This window comes from Pseudomonas sp. WP18 (assembly GCF_036689585.1).
GTDB classification, from domain to species: Bacteria; Pseudomonadota; Gammaproteobacteria; order Pseudomonadales; family Pseudomonadaceae; genus Aquipseudomonas; species Aquipseudomonas chlororaphis_E.
Map to the genome: position 1 here is coordinate 2,018,497 of NZ_CP144758.1, position 18,664 is coordinate 2,037,160.

14 protein-coding genes and 4 tRNA genes are annotated in these 18,664 nt (G+C 62.4%); 15 read left to right on the forward strand and 3 right to left on the reverse strand.

Features of this window, described 5'->3' with window-relative positions:
* Positions 1-248 precede the first annotated feature (248 nt).
* A complete protein-coding gene (locus V5F23_RS08885) occupies positions 249-1,445 on the reverse strand; it encodes an amino acid aminotransferase (RefSeq protein ID WP_042728352.1) in 1,197 nt (398 codons plus the stop codon).
* A gap of 332 nt (positions 1,446-1,777) precedes the next feature.
* Between V5F23_RS08885 and uvrB the strand changes: the two genes are divergently transcribed.
* From uvrB to V5F23_RS08940, 11 genes are all read left to right on the forward strand, one after another.
* The gene (gene uvrB / locus V5F23_RS08890; RefSeq protein ID WP_042728353.1) at positions 1,778-3,793 is read left to right on the forward strand and encodes an excinuclease ABC subunit UvrB; all 2,016 of its coding nucleotides are present in this window, start codon (positions 1,778-1,780) and stop codon (positions 3,791-3,793) included.
* 232 nt (positions 3,794-4,025) lie between these two features.
* A complete protein-coding gene (gene gltX, locus V5F23_RS08895; protein ID WP_042728354.1) occupies positions 4,026-5,507 on the forward strand; it encodes a glutamate--tRNA ligase in 1,482 nt (493 codons plus the stop codon).
* A gap of 146 nt (positions 5,508-5,653) precedes the next feature.
* Positions 5,654-5,729: transfer RNA gene (locus V5F23_RS08900), tRNA-Ala, on the forward strand.
* Between the two features lie 79 nt (positions 5,730-5,808).
* A tRNA-Glu gene (locus tag V5F23_RS08905) sits at positions 5,809-5,884 on the forward strand.
* A 53-nt stretch (positions 5,885-5,937) separates the two neighbouring features.
* A tRNA-Ala gene (locus V5F23_RS08910) sits at positions 5,938-6,013 on the forward strand.
* Between the two features lie 76 nt (positions 6,014-6,089).
* Positions 6,090-6,165: transfer RNA gene (locus V5F23_RS08915), tRNA-Glu, on the forward strand.
* A gap of 182 nt (positions 6,166-6,347) precedes the next feature.
* Positions 6,348-6,887, forward strand: a complete 540-nt coding sequence (locus V5F23_RS08920; protein ID WP_042728355.1) for a TetR/AcrR family transcriptional regulator — start codon at positions 6,348-6,350, stop codon at positions 6,885-6,887.
* 28 nt (positions 6,888-6,915) lie between these two features.
* On the forward strand, positions 6,916-7,749 hold the full coding sequence (locus V5F23_RS08925; RefSeq protein WP_042728356.1) for an alpha/beta fold hydrolase: 834 nt from the start codon (positions 6,916-6,918) through the stop codon (positions 7,747-7,749).
* A 45-nt stretch (positions 7,750-7,794) separates the two neighbouring features.
* Positions 7,795-8,253 (forward strand): thioesterase family protein, encoded by a 459-nt coding sequence (locus tag V5F23_RS08930; RefSeq protein WP_212803582.1) that lies wholly within the window; start codon positions 7,795-7,797, stop codon positions 8,251-8,253.
* Between the two features lie 246 nt (positions 8,254-8,499).
* On the forward strand, positions 8,500-9,459 hold the full coding sequence (locus tag V5F23_RS08935) for a tRNA-dihydrouridine synthase (RefSeq protein WP_042728358.1): 960 nt from the start codon (positions 8,500-8,502) through the stop codon (positions 9,457-9,459).
* Between the two features lie 120 nt (positions 9,460-9,579).
* Positions 9,580-10,032, forward strand: coding sequence for an Hsp20 family protein (locus V5F23_RS08940; RefSeq protein WP_042728359.1), 453 nt, complete (start codon positions 9,580-9,582; stop codon positions 10,030-10,032).
* Between the two features lie 60 nt (positions 10,033-10,092).
* Here V5F23_RS08940 and V5F23_RS08945 read toward each other — a convergent pair whose 3' ends face one another.
* Positions 10,093-13,371, reverse strand: a complete 3,279-nt coding sequence (locus V5F23_RS08945) for a bifunctional diguanylate cyclase/phosphodiesterase (RefSeq protein WP_042728360.1) — start codon at positions 13,369-13,371, stop codon at positions 10,093-10,095.
* 69 nt (positions 13,372-13,440) lie between these two features.
* Complete coding sequence (locus V5F23_RS08950; protein ID WP_042728361.1) at positions 13,441-14,331, reverse strand: LysR family transcriptional regulator; 891 nt, start codon at positions 14,329-14,331, stop codon at positions 13,441-13,443.
* Between the two features lie 156 nt (positions 14,332-14,487).
* On the opposite strand from V5F23_RS08950, the gene leuC reads away from it, so the two are divergent.
* The 4 genes from leuC (at position 14,488) to leuB (ending at position 18,623) form a co-directional block, all read left to right on the forward strand.
* Positions 14,488-15,906, forward strand: coding sequence for a 3-isopropylmalate dehydratase large subunit (leuC, locus tag V5F23_RS08955; RefSeq protein ID WP_042728362.1), 1,419 nt, complete (start codon positions 14,488-14,490; stop codon positions 15,904-15,906).
* Positions 15,907-15,917: 11 nt separating this feature from the next.
* A complete protein-coding gene (gene leuD / locus V5F23_RS08960; RefSeq protein WP_042728363.1) occupies positions 15,918-16,562 on the forward strand; it encodes a 3-isopropylmalate dehydratase small subunit in 645 nt (214 codons plus the stop codon).
* A gap of 149 nt (positions 16,563-16,711) precedes the next feature.
* Positions 16,712-17,476, forward strand: coding sequence for a class I SAM-dependent methyltransferase (locus V5F23_RS08965; protein WP_047737337.1), 765 nt, complete (start codon positions 16,712-16,714; stop codon positions 17,474-17,476).
* Between the two features lie 64 nt (positions 17,477-17,540).
* Positions 17,541-18,623, forward strand: a complete 1,083-nt coding sequence (gene leuB, locus V5F23_RS08970; protein WP_042728365.1) for a 3-isopropylmalate dehydrogenase — start codon at positions 17,541-17,543, stop codon at positions 18,621-18,623.
* Positions 18,624-18,664 lie beyond the last annotated feature (41 nt).

Below are 18,664 nucleotides of genomic sequence, written 5' to 3' on the forward strand. Positions count from 1 at the left end.
GTTACTGATTGGAAAAGAGAAGTCAAGCTTTGGGTGATGATTGGCGCGTTGCAGGGGCGGTCAGCGGTCCATTGCTCACCTGTTACCGCTTCAGCCAGCCTTAAATGCAAGAAACATAAAAACGCTGTGGGAGCGGGCTTGCTCGCGAATACGGTGTGTCAGCTAAGAATATTTCAACTGACATATCGCCTTCGCGAGCAAGCCCGCTCCCACAGATCTCACCTGGTTCTGCTTTTAATGAGCAAGCCTCAGATCACCTGGACGATGGCCTGGGTCACCGCGCCGATGTTGTTCTGGTTCAGCGCCGCCACGCAGATGCGGCCGGTGTCCAGGGCATAGATGCCGAACTCGTTGCGCAGGCGGGTGACTTGTTCAACGGTCAGGCCGGAATAGGAAAACATCCCGCTCTGGCGCGCGACGAAGCTGAAGTCATGCTGCGGCGCGGCTTTGGCCAGCATGTCCACCATCTGGGTGCGCATACCACGAATCCGCAGGCGCATTTCGCCCAGTTCCGCTTCCCACTGGGCGCGCAGCTCAGGGCTGTTGAGCACGGCGGCAACGATGCTGGCGCCGTGGGTCGGTGGGTTGGAGTAGTTGGTGCGGATCACGCGCTTGACCTGGGACAGCACGCGGGCGCTTTCTTCTTTCGACTCGCTGACGATCGACAGGGCGCCTACGCGCTCGCCGTACAGGGAGAACGACTTGGAGAACGAGCTGGAGGCGAAGAAGGTCAGGCCCGACTCGGCGAACAGGCGCACGGCCGCGGCGTCTTCGTCGATGCCCGCGCCAAAGCCCTGGTAGGCCATGTCCAGGAATGGAACGTGGTTCTTGGCCTTGACCACGGCCAGCACGTTTTTCCAGTCTTGCGGGCTCAGGTCCACGCCGGTCGGGTTGTGGCAGCAGGCGTGCAGCACGATGATCGAGCGGTCGGGCAGGGCGTTGAGGTCTTCCAGCAAGCCGGTGCGGTTCACGTCATGGGTGGCGGCGTCGTAGTAGCGATAGTTCTGCACCGGGAAGCCGGCGGTCTCGAACAGCGCGCGGTGGTTTTCCCAGCTCGGGTCGCTGATGGCCACGACGGCGTCGGGCAGCAGTTGCTTGAGGAAGTCTGCGCCGATCTTCAGGGCGCCAGTGCCACCGACCGCCTGGGTGGTGATGACACGGCCGGCGGCGATCAGCGGGGAGTCCTTGCCGAACAGCAGGGTCTGGACCGCCTGGTCGTAGGCCGCGATGCCGTCGATCGGCAGGTAGCCGCGCGAGACATGCTGAGCCACGCGAATCGTCTCGGCTTCGACCACGGCGCGCAGGAGTGGAATGCGCCCCTCCTCGTTGCAGTAAACACCCACGCCCAGGTTGACCTTATTGGTACGGGTATCGGCGTTGAATGCTTCGTTGAGGCCCAGGATGGGATCGCGGGGTGCCAATTCGACAGCGGAAAACAGGCTCATTATTGCGCGGCTCTGAATGGAGTGAGGGGGGACGTGTCGCGCTCCAGCCGGATGCACTAGAGCGGTGCACAAACGGGGAGCTAGTATAGAGGCCATCACAGGGCAGGGCGACAGGCGATTCGGTTTTTACGGTAAGTATTTTCGATTTTTTTCGACCGTTAGTCTCTTCTCGACGTCAAAGTCTGCAAGGCGTGTAGGACGTTCGTCTTGAAAGCGAAGGCATTCACCTCCACATTGTGTGCATTCCAGTTTTTTCCTCGGGCGACATCAGTCGTTTCGGTCTTTCTCGTTCCTGTTGGTTGGCCAGCAGGAGTGAATCCAGGGGTTATGTCATGTCTGAATTCCAGCTAGTCACCCGATTTCAGCCCGCCGGCGACCAGCCGGAAGCCATCCGCCTGATGGTCGAAGGCATCGAGGCCGGGCTGGCGCACCAGACGCTGCTCGGTGTGACCGGGTCGGGCAAGACCTTCAGCATCGCCAACGTGATCGCCCAGGTGCAGCGCCCGACCCTGGTGCTGGCGCCGAACAAGACCCTCGCGGCTCAGTTGTATGGCGAGTTCAAGGCGTTTTTCCCCAACAACGCGGTGGAGTACTTCGTCTCTTACTACGACTACTACCAGCCCGAGGCGTACGTGCCGTCGTCGGACACCTTCATCGAGAAGGACGCCTCGATCAACGACCACATCGAACAGATGCGACTGTCGGCGACCAAGGCGCTGCTGGAACGCAAGGATGCGATCATCGTCACCACCGTCTCGTGCATCTACGGCTTGGGCAGCCCGGAAACCTATCTGAAGATGGTCTTGCACGTGGACCGTGGCGACAAACTCGACCAGCGCGCCTTGCTGCGCCGCCTGGCGGATCTGCAATACACCCGCAACGACATGGATTTCGCCCGGGCGACGTTCCGGGTGCGCGGTGACGTGATCGATATCTATCCGGCCGAATCGGACCTGGAAGCGATCCGCATCGAGCTGTTCGACGATGAAGTAGAGAGCCTCTCGGCGTTCGACCCGCTGACGGGGGAGGTGATCCGCAAGCTGCCACGGTTCACCTTCTACCCCAAGAGTCACTACGTCACGCCACGGGAAACCCTGCTGGACGCCATCGAAGGGATCAAGGCCGAGCTGCAGGAGCGCCTGGAATACCTGCGCACGAACAACAAGCTGGTGGAGGCCCAGCGCCTGGAGCAGCGAACCCGTTTCGACCTGGAGATGATCCTCGAGCTGGGCTATTGCAACGGTATCGAGAACTACTCGCGCTACCTGTCGGGGCGTCCGGCGGGTGCTGCGCCGCCCACGCTCTACGACTACCTGCCGGCCGATGCCTTGCTGGTGATCGACGAGTCCCACGTCAGCGTGCCCCAGGTCGGCGCGATGTACAAAGGCGACCGCTCGCGCAAGGAAACCCTGGTGGAGTACGGCTTCCGCCTGCCGTCGGCACTGGACAACCGGCCGATGCGCTTCGATGAGTGGGAAAGCGTCAGCCCGCAGACGATTTTCGTCTCGGCGACCCCGGGCAACTACGAGGCCGAGCACGCGGGGCGGGTGGTCGAGCAGGTGGTGCGACCGACCGGCCTGGTGGACCCGCAGGTCGAGGTGCGGCCGGCCTTGACCCAGGTCGACGACTTGCTCTCGGAAATCACCAAACGCGTGGCTCTGGAAGAGCGGGTGCTGGTCACCACGCTGACCAAGCGCATGGCCGAAGACCTCACCGACTACCTGGCCGACCACGGCGTGCGGGTACGTTACCTGCACTCGGACATCGACACGGTGGAGCGGGTTGAGATCATCCGCGATCTGCGCCTGGGCACCTTCGATGTGCTGGTGGGCATCAACTTGCTGCGCGAAGGCCTGGACATGCCGGAAGTGTCGCTCGTGGCGATCCTGGACGCCGACAAGGAAGGCTTCCTGCGTTCCGAGCGTTCGCTGATCCAGACCATCGGTCGGGCCGCGCGTAACCTCAACGGCCGGGCGATTCTCTATGCCGATCGCATCACCGGTTCCATGGAGCGGGCCATCGGCGAGACGGAACGGCGCCGCGACAAGCAGATTGCCTTCAACCTGGCCAATGGGATCACGCCAAAAGGGGTGTTCAAGGACGTCGCCGACATCATGGAAGGCGCCACCGTGCCCGGCTCTCGCAGCAAGAAGCGCAAGGGCATGGCGAAAGTCGCCGAGGAAAGCGCCCGCTACGAAGCCGAACTGCGCTCGCCGAGCGAAATCACCAAACGCATCCGGCAGTTGGAAGAAAAGATGTACCAACTGGCCCGGGACCTGGAGTTCGAAGCGGCGGCGCAACTGCGCGACGAGATCGGCAAGTTGCGTGAGCGGTTGCTGGCTGTCTGAGGTTGTGTGGCGACCTTAAGGGCCTCATCGCGAGCAAGCTCGCTCCCACAGTGGGCCGCGTCGTCCAGGCTGCAAGCGGTCTTCTGTGGGAGCGAGCTTGCTCGCGATGGGCGCGACTCGGTCCGACGACGAGCCACACAAATCCCGCTCTCACTGGAGCCCGCCCGCCATCGCCTGTTACCATTCGCCCCCTGTTTGACCTCCGCTTTTATCTTCTTTTCCGAGACATGCCATGACCACCGTCCGCACCCGCATCGCGCCTTCGCCCACTGGCGATCCCCATGTCGGCACCGCCTACATCGCTTTGTTCAACTATTGCTTTGCCAAGCAGCACGGCGGTGAGTTCATCCTGCGCATCGAGGACACCGATCAGTTGCGTTCGACCCGTGAGTCCGAACAGCAGATTTTCGACGCCCTGCGCTGGCTGGGGATCGACTGGAGCGAAGGCCCGGATGTGGGCGGTCCCCATGGTCCGTATCGCCAGAGCGAGCGCGGTGCGATCTACCAGCAGTACTGCCAGCAACTGGTGGACATGGGGCATGCGTTCCCGTGTTTCTGTACCGCCGAAGAGCTGGACCAGATGCGCGCCGAGCAGATGGCCCGCGGCGAAACCCCGCGCTATGACGGGCGTGCGTTGCTGCTGTCCAAGGAAGAAGTCGCCCGCCGCCTGGCCGCTGGCGAGCCCCATGTGATCCGCATGAAGGTGCCGTCCGAGGGCGTCTGCGTGGTCCCGGACATGCTGCGTGGCGACGTCGAGATCCCGTGGGATCGCATGGACATGCAAGTGCTGATGAAGACCGACGGCCTGCCGACGTACTTCCTGGCCAACGTGGTCGACGACCACCTGATGGGCATCACCCACGTGTTGCGCGGTGAGGAATGGCTGCCATCGGCGCCGAAACTGATCCTGCTCTACGAGTATTTCGGCTGGGAACAACCGCAACTGTGCTACATGCCGCTGCTACGTAACCCGGACAAGAGCAAGCTGTCCAAGCGCAAGAACCCGACTTCGGTGACGTTCTACGAGCGCATGGGCTTCATGCCCGAGGCGATGCTCAATTACCTGGGGCGCATGGGCTGGTCGATGCCGGACGAGCGCGAGAAGTTCTCGCTACAGGAAATGGTCGAGCACTTCGACCTGTCGCGTGTTTCCCTGGGCGGCCCGATCTTCGACATCGAGAAACTGTCCTGGCTCAACGGCCAGTGGCTGCGGGACCTGCCGGTGGAAGAGTTCGCCGCGCGCGTGCAGAAATGGGCGCTGAACCCCGACTACATGATGAAGATCGCCCCTCATGTGCAGGGCAGGGTGGAGACCTTCAGTCAGATCGCACCGCTGGCCGGCTTCTTCTTTGCCGGTGGCGTGACGCCGGATGCGAAGCTGTTCGAATCGAAGAAACTTTCGGGCGACCAAGTGCGCCAGTTGATGCAACTCATCCTGTGGAAGCTTGAGAGCTTGCGCCAATGGGAGAAGGACAGCATCACTGCGACCATCCAGGCCGTGGTCGAGTCCCTGGAGTTGAAGCTGCGTGATGCCATGCCGCTGATGTTCGCCGCCATCACGGGCCAGGCCAGTTCTGTGTCGGTGCTCGATGCGATGGAAATCCTCGGGCCGGACCTGACCCGTTTCCGCCTGCGCCAGGCCATTGATCTGCTCGGCGGCGTGTCGAAAAAGGAAAACAAGGAGTGGGAAAAACTGCTGGGCGCGATCGCTTAAGCGGTCGATGAGGCAGGGCACACCCCGGTTTTCCGGGGTTTGTCGGTAAGTGATTGTTATCCCGGCAAAAAATTTTCAAATTTGTTGAAAATAAATTTGACAGCCCTCCGATACGCCCTTAAGATTCGCCCCGTCCTCAGCGATGAGGGGCTATAGCTCAGCTGGGAGAGCGCTTGCATGGCATGCAAGAGGTCGACGGTTCGATCCCGTCTAGCTCCACCAATTTACACTTCGAGGTCTGGCCACACCGGCCTCGAAGCGATCAACACTCAGCGTTGATCAGTGGTATAGAAGGGTTTGCGTCCCCTTCGTCTAGTGGCCTAGGACACCGCCCTTTCACGGCGGTAACAGGGGTTCGAGTCCCCTAGGGGACGCCAGTTTTACAGAAGCGATGTTGCAAGATGTCGCTCCGCCGCGAGGCGAAAAACCTGGGGCTATAGCTCAGCTGGGAGAGCGCTTGCATGGCATGCAAGAGGTCGACGGTTCGATCCCGTCTAGCTCCACCAATTTACACTTCAAGGTCTGGCCACACCGGCCTTGAAGCGATCAGTTCTCAGCGCTGATCATGTTCAGAAGGTTTGTGTCCCCTTCGTCTAGTGGCCTAGGACACCGCCCTTTCACGGCGGTAACAGGGGTTCGAGTCCCCTAGGGGACGCCACGATTACCCGCTCTGCGGGATTTTATAAGGGTCATTCAATTCTTGAATGGCCCTTTTGTTTGTCTGGCGTTCGGCCAATTCTCCTAACCTTTGAAAACAGGCTTCTGACCGACGGGCAGATATTCCGCTTGCGGAAAATTATTATACGGATAATATTTCAATCGTAATATTCGGAGGCGACGATGAGCGATAAGAAGGCACAAACCCGCGAACGCATTCTCAAGGCCGCCAGTGCGGCGTTGATCAAGCATGGCCCGGCCGAGCCGAGCGTGGGTGAGGTGATGGGCGCGGCGGGTCTGACGGTGGGCGGCTTCTATGCGCACTTCGAAAGCAAGGATGCCCTGATGCTGGAGGCGTTCAAGCAGTTGCTCAGCCATCGTCGCGACTTGATCGCCGGCCTGGACGCAGGGCTGACCGGTGAAGAGCGGCGCACGCTGTCGGCGGCGTTCTACCTGTCGCGCAAGCACCGCGACTCCAGCGAACAAGCCTGCCCGATCCCGGCCTCGGTGGGTGAGCTCGGACGCCTGCCGGATGAGTTTCGCGCGGTGCTCAATGAACACATAGAACTCATGGCTGCGCAGTTGGCGGCCAGCCCCGAAGACACCGACAAGGCCTTGGCCGACATCGCCCTGATGGTCGGCGGCTTGTCCCTGGCGCGGGCGCTGGGCCCTGGAGAGTTATCGGATCGTTTGCTGCGCGCTGCCAAATCGGCGGTGCGATGAGCTAAGGCGCAAGCCCTGGAGATGAGCAATGGACAGGTTGAGCTGGATTCGTGGTGTCAATGGCACGCTTGGGCGGGTAGCGCCGCGCCTGGTGGCGAAGAAAATGCGCTCGCTGTTCATGCGTCCGCGAAACCTGCCGCCACGGGACTGGGAACTGCCATTGCTGGCAACGTCCGAGCGCATCACCTTGCGCTTCGGGCTTTCGGCCCTGCGTTGGGGCAAAGGCCCGACCGTCCTGCTGATGCATGGCTGGGAAGGGCGGCCCACGCAGTTCGCGGCGCTGATCACGGCGCTGGTGGACGCCGGCTACACGGTGGTGGCGCTGGATGGTCCGGCCCATGGCCGTTCGCCGGGGCGCGAGGCGAATGTCCTGTTGTTTGCCCGGGCCATGCTTGAAGCCGCCGCGGAACTGCCGCCGCTGCAAGCAGTGATCGGTCATTCAATGGGCGGTGCCAGCGCCATGCTGGCGGTCCAGTTGGGGTTACGCACCGAGACGCTGGTGAGCATCGCCGCCCCCGCGCGCATTCTTGGCATATTGCGCGGCTTTGCCCGGATGATGGGCCTGCCGCCCCAGGCACGTTCGGCATTCATCCGTCAGGTGGAACTCGACGTAGGCATGCCGGCCTCGAAGATGGACGTGGCGCACTACCAATTGGACATCCCAGGGTTGATCGTCCATGCCGAGGACGATACGTCGGTCTCGGTCAAAGAGTCGCAGGTGATTCATGAGGCCTGGTTCGACAGTCGCCTGCTGCGGCTGCCCCAGGGTGGGCACCAGCGGGTACTGGCTGATCCGCGGGTCATCGACGGGGTGCTGTCCCTGCTGGCCGGGCGCAGTTTGCAGGCGCGGCAATCGGCTTGAGCATCCGGTACACTGCCCCGATCCATATTCGACCGGGAGAGGGGCATGGGCTGGGATCGGGCAACGCCGTTCATCATTGATCTTCAAGTGAATGCCGAGGACATCGACGGGCTGGGTCACGCCAACAACGCGGTGTACGTCAGCTGGCTCGAACGTTGCGCCTGGCGCCACTCACAGCGCCTGGGGTTGGATCTGGTGGAATACCGGCGCCTGGACCGCGCCATGGCGGTGGTGCGGCATGAAATCGATTACCTGGCGGCGGCCTATGAGGGCGATGAGCTGCAACTGGCCACCTGGATCGTCGACTGGGACCAGCGCCTGAAGATGACCCGGCACTTCCAACTGGTCCGCCCCCGTGACAACGCCACTTTGCTGCGGGCCCAAACCACCTTTGTCTGCATCGAGCTGTCCAGCGGCAGGCCCAAGCGCATGCCGGCGGAGTTCATCGACGGATACGGCCCGGCGCTGGAGTCCCAGGTCGCGCCTGATGTCATCACCAGCTGACCCACCGCCTTCGCGGGCAAGCCCGCTCCCACAAAGGATTTACGGTGGACACACATCCTGTGTCCGCCAACGATCAACCTGTGGGAGCGGGCTTGCCCGCGAATGCGGCGGTACATTCAACATCAATGCAAACTGACCCACCGCTTTCGCGAGCAAGCCCGCTCCCACAGGGATTTATGCTGAATGCCGGATATGTGGGCAAAATCCGGTAAACTGCCGCACGTTTTTCCGTTGAGTGTGTGTTTCATGCAAATTGCCCTGGCGCCCATGGAGGGGTTGGTCGACAACATCCTGCGCGATGTTCTGACCCGCGTTGGCGGAATCGACTGGTGCGTCACCGAGTTCATCCGCGTCAACGATCGCCTGCTCACGCCGGCGTACTTTCATAAGCTCGCCCCGGAGCTGCTGACCCAGGCTCGGACCGCCGCCGGCGTGCCGCTACGGGTGCAATTGCTGGGGTCCGACCCGGTGTGCCTGGCGGAGAACGCAGCGTTGGCCTGCGAGCTGGGCTCTGAGGTGATCGACCTGAACTTCGGGTGCCCGGCCAAGACCGTGAACAAATCCCGCGGTGGGGCGGTCTTGCTCAAGGAGCCGGAACTGCTCAACCAGATCGTCGAACACGTACGCCGCGCAGTGCCCCGGCACATTCCGGTAACCGCCAAGATGCGCCTGGGCTTCGACAGCCCGGACGGCGCGCTGGTGTGTGCCACGGCGCTGGCCGAGGGCGGTGCAGAGCACATCGTGGTGCATGCGCGGACCAAGACCGACGGCTACAAGCCACCGGCTCATTGGGAATGGATTCCCCGAGTCCAGGACGTGGTCAAGGTGCCGGTGTTCGCCAATGGCGATATCTGGAGTGTCGAGGATTGGCGGCGTTGCCGCGAAATCAGTGGCGTCGACGACATCATGCTCGGTCGCGGCCTGGTTTCCCGTCCAGACCTGGCTCGGCAGATTGCCGCTGCCCGGGCCGGCGAAGAAGTGGTGCCGATGTCCTGGGCCGAACTGCAACCGATGCTGCAAGATTTTTGGGGGCAAGTGGTCGAGCAACTGACGCCCCGCCAGGCCCCTGGCCGATTGAAGCAGTGGCTGGCGATGCTGACGCGCAATTACCCCGAGGCGGTGACGTTGTTCAGTGCGTTGCGCCGGGAGACCGAGCTGGAAGCGGTGGGGCATTTGTTGGGTGTGAAGCGCACGGAAGCGGCCTGAAAAAAATTTCAAAAAAAGCTCTTGAAAAGTATTTGGCGGCCCCTAGATAGGGGTTACGCGATGCCGAATTCGGGTCGCGGAGACAAAAAACCTTGCTGAATTTTTCAGGAGATTTGAATCATGAGTACTGCATTTTCGCTGGCCCCACTGTTCCGTTCCTCGGTAGGTTTCGACCGTTTCAACGACTTGTTCGAAACCGCGCTGCGCAACGAACCAGGCAGCAGCTATCCACCCTACAACGTGGAAAAATACGGTGATGATCAATACCGTATCGTGGTCGCCGCCGCAGGTTTCCGGGAAGAAGACCTGGACCTGCAGGTGGAAAAAGGTGTGCTGACCATCAGCGGCGGTAAGCGCGAGGCCAGCAACGACAGCGTGACCTACTTGCACCAGGGCATCGCCCAGCGTGCATTCAAGCTGTCCTTCCGGTTGGCGGATCATATCGAGATCAAGTCCGCTGGCCTGAGCAACGGTCTGTTGAGCATCGACCTGTTGCGGGTCATCCCGGAAGAGGCGAAAGCCAAGCGCATCCCAATCAACGGGGTGCAGCAACAACCTGCGTTGCAGAACTGATGCATCGCCACTGAAAAAGGGCGCCGAAAGGCGCCCTTTTTCATGTCCAGCCTTTCACCTTCAGGGCAGCAGCCGTTCAAACGCCTCCAGCGGCAGCGGCCGGCTGTGCAGGTAGCCCTGGTACAGATGGCAGTCGAGCCCTTGCAGGAATTGCAGTTGTTCCAGGGTTTCCACGCCTTCGGCGATCATTTCCAGGTTCAGGCTGTGGGCCATGGCGACGATGGCGCGGATGATTTCAGCGTCGTTGGGGTCGCAGGTGGCGTCGCGCACGAACGACTGGTCGATTTTCAGCGTGTCTACCGGCAGGCGCTTGAGGTAGGTCAGTGATGAGTAGCCGGTGCCGAAGTCGTCCATGGCGAAACTCACCCCCAGTTTTTTCAGCCGGCGCATCTTGCCGATGGTGTCGTCCAGGTTCTGGATCACGATGCCTTCGGTGATCTCCAGTTTGAGCATGGAAAAGGGCAGGCCGTGGGTGACCAGGCTGCTTTCGATGCGTTCGACGAAGTCGCTCTGGCGGAACTGCCGGGGGCTGATGTTCACGCACAGGCTGAATCGCCGCGGGTCGATCCTGCCCCGGGCGATCAGGTCCTTGAAGCCGACACAGGCCTCATCGAGGATCCAGGTCCCGACTTCGAGGATCAGGCCGCTGTCTTCCAGCACCTTGATGAACTCGTTGGGCGACTGGGCACCCAGTTCCGGGTGATGCCAGCGAACCAGGGCTTCGGCGCCGACGATGCGGTTGTCCCGGGCGTCGACCTGGGGCTGGAAGTGCAGGCTGAATTCGCCACGGGCCAGGGCCTGGCGCAGGTCGGTTTCCATTCGCAGCCGTTCGCTGGCGGCTTTTTGCATGGTGGCGTGGAACATCTGCGAAGTGTTGCGCCCTGAATCCTTGGCGCGGTACAGCGCAATGTCGGCGCGCTTGAGCAGGTCGGCGGGCGTGGAGCCGTGGTCGGGAATCAGCGCCATGCCGATGCTCGGCGTGACTTGCAGGCGCTGGCCATCGAGGAACATCGGCTCCGAGAGCAGCTCACGCAGGGTGTCGGCCAGTTTCTGCACTTGCTCGCTGACGGCGGCACGGTTGCCCTCCAGCCCGCTGAGCAGCACGACGAACTCGTCGCCGCCAAGTCGGGCCACGGTGTCTTCCAGGCGTACGCTGGCCTCCAGTCGCGCCGTGATGATCTTCAGCACGGTGTCGCCCACGGGGTGGCCGAGGGAGTCGTTGATGTGCTTGAAATGGTCCAGGTCGAGAAACAGCAGGGCACCGCGCAGGTTGTGGCGCTTGAGCAGGGCGATCTGTTGGCTCAGGCGGTCCATCAACAGGGCGCGGTTGGGCAGGTTGGTCAGCGGGTCGTGGTAGGCCAGGTGGCGGATCTGCGCTTCGGCATTGCGCAGCAGGCTGACGTCTCGGGCGGTGAGCAACAGGCAGGCGGTTTCGTTCAGGGTGATCGGCTCGACGGACACCTCCACCGTGAGGATTTCCCCGCGCTTGTTGCGCCCGAGCATTTCCCGGTGGTGCACGCGGCCCTTGAGTTGCAGCTCGGCCAGCAACGCCGTGCGCTGTTTTTCATCGGCCCAGATGCCCACTTCATAGACTGTGCGGCCCAGCACCTCGTCGGCACGGTAGCCGGTCAGGCGATAGAAGCCGTCGTTGATCTCCAGGTAGCGGCCGCTTTCGCGTTCGGTGATGGTGATGGCGTCGGGGCTGGAGTGAAACGCCTTGGCGAATTTTTCCTCGCTGGCCTTCAGGGCCGCTTCCGAGCGCTGCTGGTGGGTGATATCGCGCAGGGTGGTGACGATACAGGGCTGGTTGCCGACGTTGATCTGCCGGCTGGAGATCACGCAGGTCAGTGGCTGGCCGTCCTTGTGGTGGACGACGATGGCGACATTGCTCAGCGATTGCTCGCGAATCACTCGTTCGATGCGCTGCAGGCTGCTGCCCGAGGCTTCCCAGAGGCCGATTTCGTCGGCGCTGAGGCCGATCACGTCCTTGGCGCTCCAGCCGAAGGTCTGGGTGAAGCTGGAGTTGATCTCCAGGAACCGGCCGCTGTCCTGGTGGGTCACGCAAATCGGGTCGGGACTGACCTGGAACAGCGTGGCGAATTTCTCTTCCGAGGCCGCCAGGCTCTGTTCGCGCTCGACCTGGTCGGTGATGTCCAGCAGCGTGCCGGCCATGCGCAGGGGGCTGCCGTCTTCGTTGCGGTAGAGGCGCGCGCGGCTTTCCAGGTAGCGGGAGCTGCCGTCCGGCAGTTGCACGCGGTAGGTCAGTTGGTAGTTGCCTGCCGGGCCTTCGCGCAGGCTGCGGTAGGCATTGCGCATATTGTTGCGTTCTTCATCGGGCACCCCTTCGAAAAACGCATCGAACGATTCATGGAACGCCTTGGGCTCCAGGCCATGCAATTGCGCGGCGCGTGCGGAGCCGTAGAGCATGCCGCTGGGAATGTGCCAGTCCCAGGTGCCCAGTTGCGCCGAGTCGAGGGCCAGGTCAAGGCGCTCCTGGCTGTCCTTGAGGGCCTGTTCGGCGAGTTTGCGCTCGGTGGTGTCGAGAAAGGTGCTCAGCAGATAGGGTTGGCCCTCGAGCTCGACCTTCTGCGCGCTGAGGATGCCGTTGTGGATCTGGCCGTTACTGGCCCGGAACTCCACTTCCATGCTGACCAGTTCGCCCTTGGCCTTGGTCGCCTGCACCAGTTTCTGTCGTTGGCTGGGGTCTACCCACAGACCCAGCTCCAGGGTCGTGCGGCCGATCACGGCATGGACCGGCCAGCCGAACAGGCTTTCGAAGTACTGGTTGACCTCGCTGATCAGGCCGTCTTCCTGGCGCGTCAGCAGCACCATGTTCGGGCACAGGTGGAACAGCGTGGCGAAGCGTTTCTCCGAGCTGCGCAACGCCTGCTCGCGTTGGCGCTGGTGAGTGATCTCGCGGATCACCCCGATCATGCGCGGGCGCCCGTGTTTGTCAGGCTGGACGCTGCCACTGATCTCCAGCCAGTGCAGGCTGCCGTCGGGCCAGACGATGCGGTGGTGCATCGCCTGTTCCAGCGGCGCGCCGGCCACGGCGGCGCGAAAGGCGCGGATGGCCCGGGCGCGATCTTCGGGCAGCAACAGGTCCAGGTAGTCCATGTCCGCCGGCAGCGGTTGGCGCGGGTCGAAGCCGAAGAGTGCCTGGGTTCCGCGGGACCAACTGATCTGGCCCGTCTCGATGTCCCACGACCAGGCGCCCAGCCGCGCACCGTTGAGCGCGGCCAGCAACTGTGGCGCACTGTCCCAGCTTTGCTCGGACCGCTTCGGGTCAAGCGCCTGGATACGCGGCAGGGGCGGTAGGGGATCTACGGGTTTGGGCATTCTCTGGCGAGCCTTGGGCAGGTTTGGGACTTAAGCGCGGGTGGCGTGGCGCTACAGGCGTCGCACAACCTATGCCTGAGTCCCTGGCAGATCGATTTGTGCGTCCAGTAGCGCCATGAAGGCCCGTGCAGCATTCGACAGCGTCCGTTCGGTGTGCAAGATATAGCCTAGCTGGCGAGTGAGCTGTATGCCTGGCAAAGGAATACGCGCCACCTGTTCGTCGAGCATGGTGCGCGGCAAAACGCTCCAGGCCAGGCCGATGGAAACCATCATCTTTATGGTTTCCAGATAATTCGTGCTCATGGCGATGTTGGGCGTCAGGCCCTGGGCCTCGAACAGCCGTCGCACGATGTGATGGGTGAACGTATTGCCGCCCGGGAAGACCGCGGGGTGCAAGGCGATGTCGGCGAGGCTGACGGCGCCGTTTTCCAGCAGCGCATGTTCCGGCGCCACCACGAAATCCAGCGGGTCGTCCCAGACCGGCGTGGCACGCACCAGCGTGTGCGGTTCGGGGGCGAGGGTGATAACCGCCAGCTCCGCCCGGCCATGGAGGATTTCCTCGTAGGCCACTTCCGAATCCAGGAACTGAATATCCAGCGCCACCTGTGGGTAGCGTCGGGTGAATGCCCTCAACAGCGGTGGCAGGCGGTGCAGGCCGATGTGGTGGCTGGTGGCGAGGGTCAGTCGCCCGGTCACTTCGCCGGTCAGGTTGGTCAGGGCGCGGCGGGTATCGTCCAGTACATTGAGGATTTGATAGGCCCGTGGCAGCAGCGCGCGGCCGGCCTCGGTCAGGCCCACTTCACGGCCCAGGCGGTCGAACAGGCGTACGTTGAGTTGTTGTTCCAGGCCGGCAATGCGCTTGCTGATGGCCGGTTGGGTCAGGTGCAGGCGTTCACCGGCGCCGGAGAAACTGCCCGTCTCGGCGATGGCAATAAAGGCGTTGAGGTTGGCGAGGTCCATGGCGGTCGGGGTCGAATTCCAGTTGGTTATGCAAAGTATAAAAAATATGAATTTGAGTTATTCAATGTAACCCCATAGCATCAGCCTCACAAGCCAAAGGGTTATTGAAACGTTCAAGGCCCGGGGCATAGAAACAAGCTGATGAGGAACCGTCTGATGGCCGGCAAAACGCTCTACGACAAGCTCTGGGATTCGCATTTGGTCAAGCAGCGCGACGATGGCTCGGCGCTGATCTATATCGATCGTCACATCATCCACGAAGTGACGTCGCCGCAAGCCTTCGAAGGCCTGCGCCTGGCTGGGCGCAAGCCGTGGCGCATCGACGCCAACATCGCCACCCCGGACCACAACGTACCGACCACCCCGGAGCGCAAGGGCGGCATCGCGGCCATTGCCGACCAGGTCTCGCGCCTGCAAGTCCAGACCCTCGACGATAACTGTGACGAGTACGGCATCGTCGAATTCAAGATGAATGACGTGCGCCAGGGTATCGTCCACGTCATCGGCCCGGAGCAGGGCGCGACCTTGCCCGGCATGACCGTGGTCTGCGGCGACTCGCACACTTCCACCCACGGCGCATTCGGCGCCCTGGCCCATGGCATCGGTACTTCCGAGGTCGAGCACGTGCTCGCCACCCAGTGCCTGGTCGCCAAGAAAATGAAAAACATGCTGGTTCGCGTCGAAGGCAAGCTGCCGTTCGGTGTGACTGCCAAGGACATCGTCCTGGCGGTGATCGGCAAGATCGGCACCGCCGGCGGCAACGGCCATGCCATCGAGTTCGCTGGCAGCGCGATTCGCGACTTGTCCGTCGAAGGCCGCATGACCATCTGCAACATGTCCATCGAGGCCGGTGCCCGCGTGGGCCTGGTGGCGGCCGATGAAAAAACCGTGGAATACGTTAAGGGTCGTCCGTTCTCGCCAAAAGGCGCGGAGTGGGACATGGCGGTCGAAGCCTGGAAGGACCTGGTGTCCGACGCCGACGCCCACTTCGACACCGTGGTCGAACTCGACGCCGCCCAGATCAAACCGCAGGTCAGCTGGGGCACTTCGCCGGAAATGGTCCTGGCCGTTGACCAGAACGTCCCGGATCCGGCCAAGGAGATGGACCTGGTCAAGCGCGACTCTATCGTCCGTGCCTTGAAATACATGGGCCTGAGCGCCAACCAGGCGATCACCGACATTCAGCTCGACCGCGTGTTCATCGGCTCGTGCACCAACTCGCGGATCGAAGACCTGCGCGCTGCCGCGGTGATCGCCAAGGGCCGCAAGGTTGCTTCGACCATCAAGCAGGCCATCGTGGTGCCAGGCTCGGGCCTGGTGAAAGCCCAGGCTGAAGCGGAAGGGCTGGACAAAGTGTTCATCGAGGCCGGTTTCGAATGGCGTGAGCCGGGGTGCTCGATGTGCCTGGCGATGAACCCGGATCGCCTGGAGTCGGGCGAGCATTGCGCTTCCACCTCCAACCGTAACTTCGAAGGCCGTCAGGGCGCCGGTGGCCGTACGCACCTGGTGAGCCCGGCCATGGCCGCGGCAGCGGCTGTCAACGGCCGTTTCGTCGACGTCCGCGAATTGATCTGAAGGAGCGCAGCATGAAAGCTTTTACCCAGCACACCGGTCTTGTCGCGCCTTTGGATCGTGCCAACGTCGACACCGACCAGATCATTCCCAAACAGTTCTTGAAGTCCATCAAGCGCACCGGTTTCGGCCCGAACCTGTTCGATGAGTGGCGCTACCTGGATGTGGGCCAGCCGTACCAGGACAACTCCAAGCGCCCGCTGAACAAGGATTTCGTACTCAACGCCGAGCGTTACCAAGGCGCCAGCGTGTTGCTGGCCCGCGAGAACTTCGGCTGCGGTTCGAGCCGCGAGCACGCGCCGTGGGCCCTGGAAGAGTACGGTTTCCGTAGCATCATCGCGCCGAGCTACGCCGACATCTTCTTCAACAACAGCTTCAAGAACGGCTTGCTGCCGATCATCCTGAGCGACGCTGAAGTCGACGAGCTGTTCCAGCAGGTCGAAGCCAACCCGGGTTACCAGTTGCAGATCGATCTGGCGGCCCAGACCGTCACCCGTCCCGACGGCAAGGTGCTGGGGTTCGAGATCGATGCCTTCCGCAAGCATTGCCTGCTCAATGGCCTGGATGACATCGGCCTGACCCTGCAGGACAGCGATGCGATTGCCGCGTTCGAGGCCAGGCACCGGGCGAGCCAGCCTTGGCTGTTTCGCGATGCCTGATTGATTTGAGCTTTAAATAGGCAGGGCCGGCCTCTTCGCGGGCAAGCCCGCTCCCACAAAGTTTTGCGAACATCCAGTGTGGGCGCGGGCTCGCCCTCGAAGACGGCAGCAAAAACACCACCAGGCTAACCCCAAAAAAGGAAGTGCCCATGACCAGCACCGCCCACAGTCAGGTTGTACAGAAACAATTCGGTGAACAGGCCTCGGCCTACCTGAGCAGTGCCGTGCACGCCCAGGGCGCCGAGTTCGCGCTGCTGAAGGCGGAGCTGGCCGGTCATGAGCAGGCGCGTGTGCTGGACCTGGGATGCGGTGCCGGCCACGTGAGTTTCCACGTGGCGCCGCTGGCCGGTGAAGTGGTGGCCTATGACCTGTCACAGCAGATGCTCGATGTCGTGGCCACGGCGGCTGCGGACCGTGGCCTGGACAACATCACCACGGTGCGCGGTGCCGCCGAGCGCCTGCCGTTCGCTGATGGCGAGTTCGACTTCGTGTTCAGCCGCTATTCGGCGCATCATTGGAGCGACCTGGGCCTGGCGTTGCGCGAAGTGCGCCGCGTGCTCAAGCCGGGTGGGGTGATGGCGTTCATCGATATCCTGTCGCCGGGCACACCGTTGCTGGACACTTACCTGCAAAGCATCGAAGTGCTGCGCGACACCAGCCATGTGCGCGACTATTCGGCTGACGAGTGGTTGCGCCAGGTCAGCGAGGCGGGGCTGTACACCCGCAGTCTTTCGCGCCAGCGCCTGCGGTTGGAATACCAGTCCTGGGTCGAGCGCATGCGCACCCCCGAGGTGATGCGCGGGGCGATTCTGGCGCTGCAGCGTGCGATGGGCGATGAAGTGCGTGAATATTTTGAGATTGAGGCCGATGGTTCGTTCAGTACAGATGTACTGGTGCTGTGGGCCGAGCGATAGCATTTTTCCTGGTGCGACCTGGGTTTAGAACCTGGTGCGTGCCGATAGAGCAAACGAGGAAAGCATGAGCAAGCAGATTCTGATTCTCCCCGGCGACGGTATTGGCCCGGAAATCATGGCCGAGGCGGTCAAGGTCCTGGAGTTGGCGAACGACAAGTACGACCTGGGCTTCGAGCTCAGCCACGACGTCATCGGTGGCGCAGCCATCGACAAGCACGGCGTGCCGCTGGCCGATGAAACCCTGGAGCGTGCCCGTGCGGCCGATGCCGTGCTGCTGGGCGCCGTGGGCGGCCCGAAATGGGACAAGATCGAGCGTGACATCCGCCCCGAGCGCGGCCTGCTGAAGATCCGTGCGCAACTGGGCCTGTTCGGCAACCTGCGTCCGGCGATCCTCTACCCGCAACTGGCCGATGCTTCGAGCCTGAAGCCGGAAATTGTCTCGGGCCTGGACATCCTCATCGTTCGTGAGCTGACCGGCGGTATCTACTTCGGCGCCCCCCGTGGCACCCGTGAGCTGGATAATGGCGAACGCCAGGCCTACGACACCCTGCCGTACAGCGAAAGCGAAATCCGCCGCATCGCCCGGGTCGGTTTCGACATGGCCCGCGTGCGGGGCAAGAAGCTGTGCTCGGTGGACAAGGCCAACGTGCTGGCGTCCAGCCAACTGTGGCGCGAAGTGGTCGAGCAGGTGGCCAAGGATTACCCGGACGTCGAGCTGAGCCACATGTACGTCGACAACGCCGCCATGCAACTGGTGCGTGCGCCGAAGCAGTTCGACGTGATGGTCACCGACAACATGTTCGGCGACATCCTGTCCGACGAAGCGTCGATGCTCACCGGTTCCATCGGCATGTTGCCGTCGGCGTCCCTGGATGCCAACAACAAGGGGATGTACGAGCCATGCCACGGTTCGGCGCCGGACATCGCCGGGCAGGGCATCGCCAACCCGTTGGCGACCATCCTGTCGGTGTCGATGATGCTGCGCTACAGCTTCAACCGCAGTGACGCGGCCGACGCCATCGAGCAGGCGGTCAGCGTGGTGTTGGACCAGGGCTTGCGCACAGGCGATATCTGGTCGGCCGGTTGTACCAAAGTCGGTACGCAGCAAATGGGCGATGCAGTAGTCGCCGCGCTGCGGAATCTGTAATCTTTCGGGCCCACTGCTTCGACGGTGGCCCACTTTTGTAT

Bases quoted from the DNA above. Each gene is read 5' to 3' on its own strand.
- V5F23_RS08885 (WP_042728352.1), bottom strand. From the start codon at position 1,445: ATGAGCCTGTTTTCCGCTGTCGAATTGGCACCCCGCGATCCCATCCTG.
- uvrB (WP_042728353.1), top strand. From the start codon at position 1,778: ATGTCTGAATTCCAGCTAGTCACCCGATTTCAGCCCGCCGGCGACCAG.
- gltX (WP_042728354.1), top strand. From the start codon at position 4,026: ATGACCACCGTCCGCACCCGCATCGCGCCTTCGCCCACTGGCGATCCC.
- V5F23_RS08920 (WP_042728355.1), top strand. From the start codon at position 6,348: ATGAGCGATAAGAAGGCACAAACCCGCGAACGCATTCTCAAGGCCGCC.
- V5F23_RS08925 (WP_042728356.1), top strand. From the start codon at position 6,916: ATGGACAGGTTGAGCTGGATTCGTGGTGTCAATGGCACGCTTGGGCGG.
- V5F23_RS08930 (WP_212803582.1), top strand. From the start codon at position 7,795: ATGGGCTGGGATCGGGCAACGCCGTTCATCATTGATCTTCAAGTGAAT.
- V5F23_RS08935 (WP_042728358.1), top strand. From the start codon at position 8,500: ATGCAAATTGCCCTGGCGCCCATGGAGGGGTTGGTCGACAACATCCTG.
- V5F23_RS08940 (WP_042728359.1), top strand. From the start codon at position 9,580: ATGAGTACTGCATTTTCGCTGGCCCCACTGTTCCGTTCCTCGGTAGGT.
- V5F23_RS08945 (WP_042728360.1), bottom strand. From the start codon at position 13,371: ATGCCCAAACCCGTAGATCCCCTACCGCCCCTGCCGCGTATCCAGGCG.
- V5F23_RS08950 (WP_042728361.1), bottom strand. From the start codon at position 14,331: ATGGACCTCGCCAACCTCAACGCCTTTATTGCCATCGCCGAGACGGGC.
- leuC (WP_042728362.1), top strand. From the start codon at position 14,488: ATGGCCGGCAAAACGCTCTACGACAAGCTCTGGGATTCGCATTTGGTC.
- leuD (WP_042728363.1), top strand. From the start codon at position 15,918: ATGAAAGCTTTTACCCAGCACACCGGTCTTGTCGCGCCTTTGGATCGT.
- V5F23_RS08965 (WP_047737337.1), top strand. From the start codon at position 16,712: ATGACCAGCACCGCCCACAGTCAGGTTGTACAGAAACAATTCGGTGAA.
- leuB (WP_042728365.1), top strand. From the start codon at position 17,541: ATGAGCAAGCAGATTCTGATTCTCCCCGGCGACGGTATTGGCCCGGAA.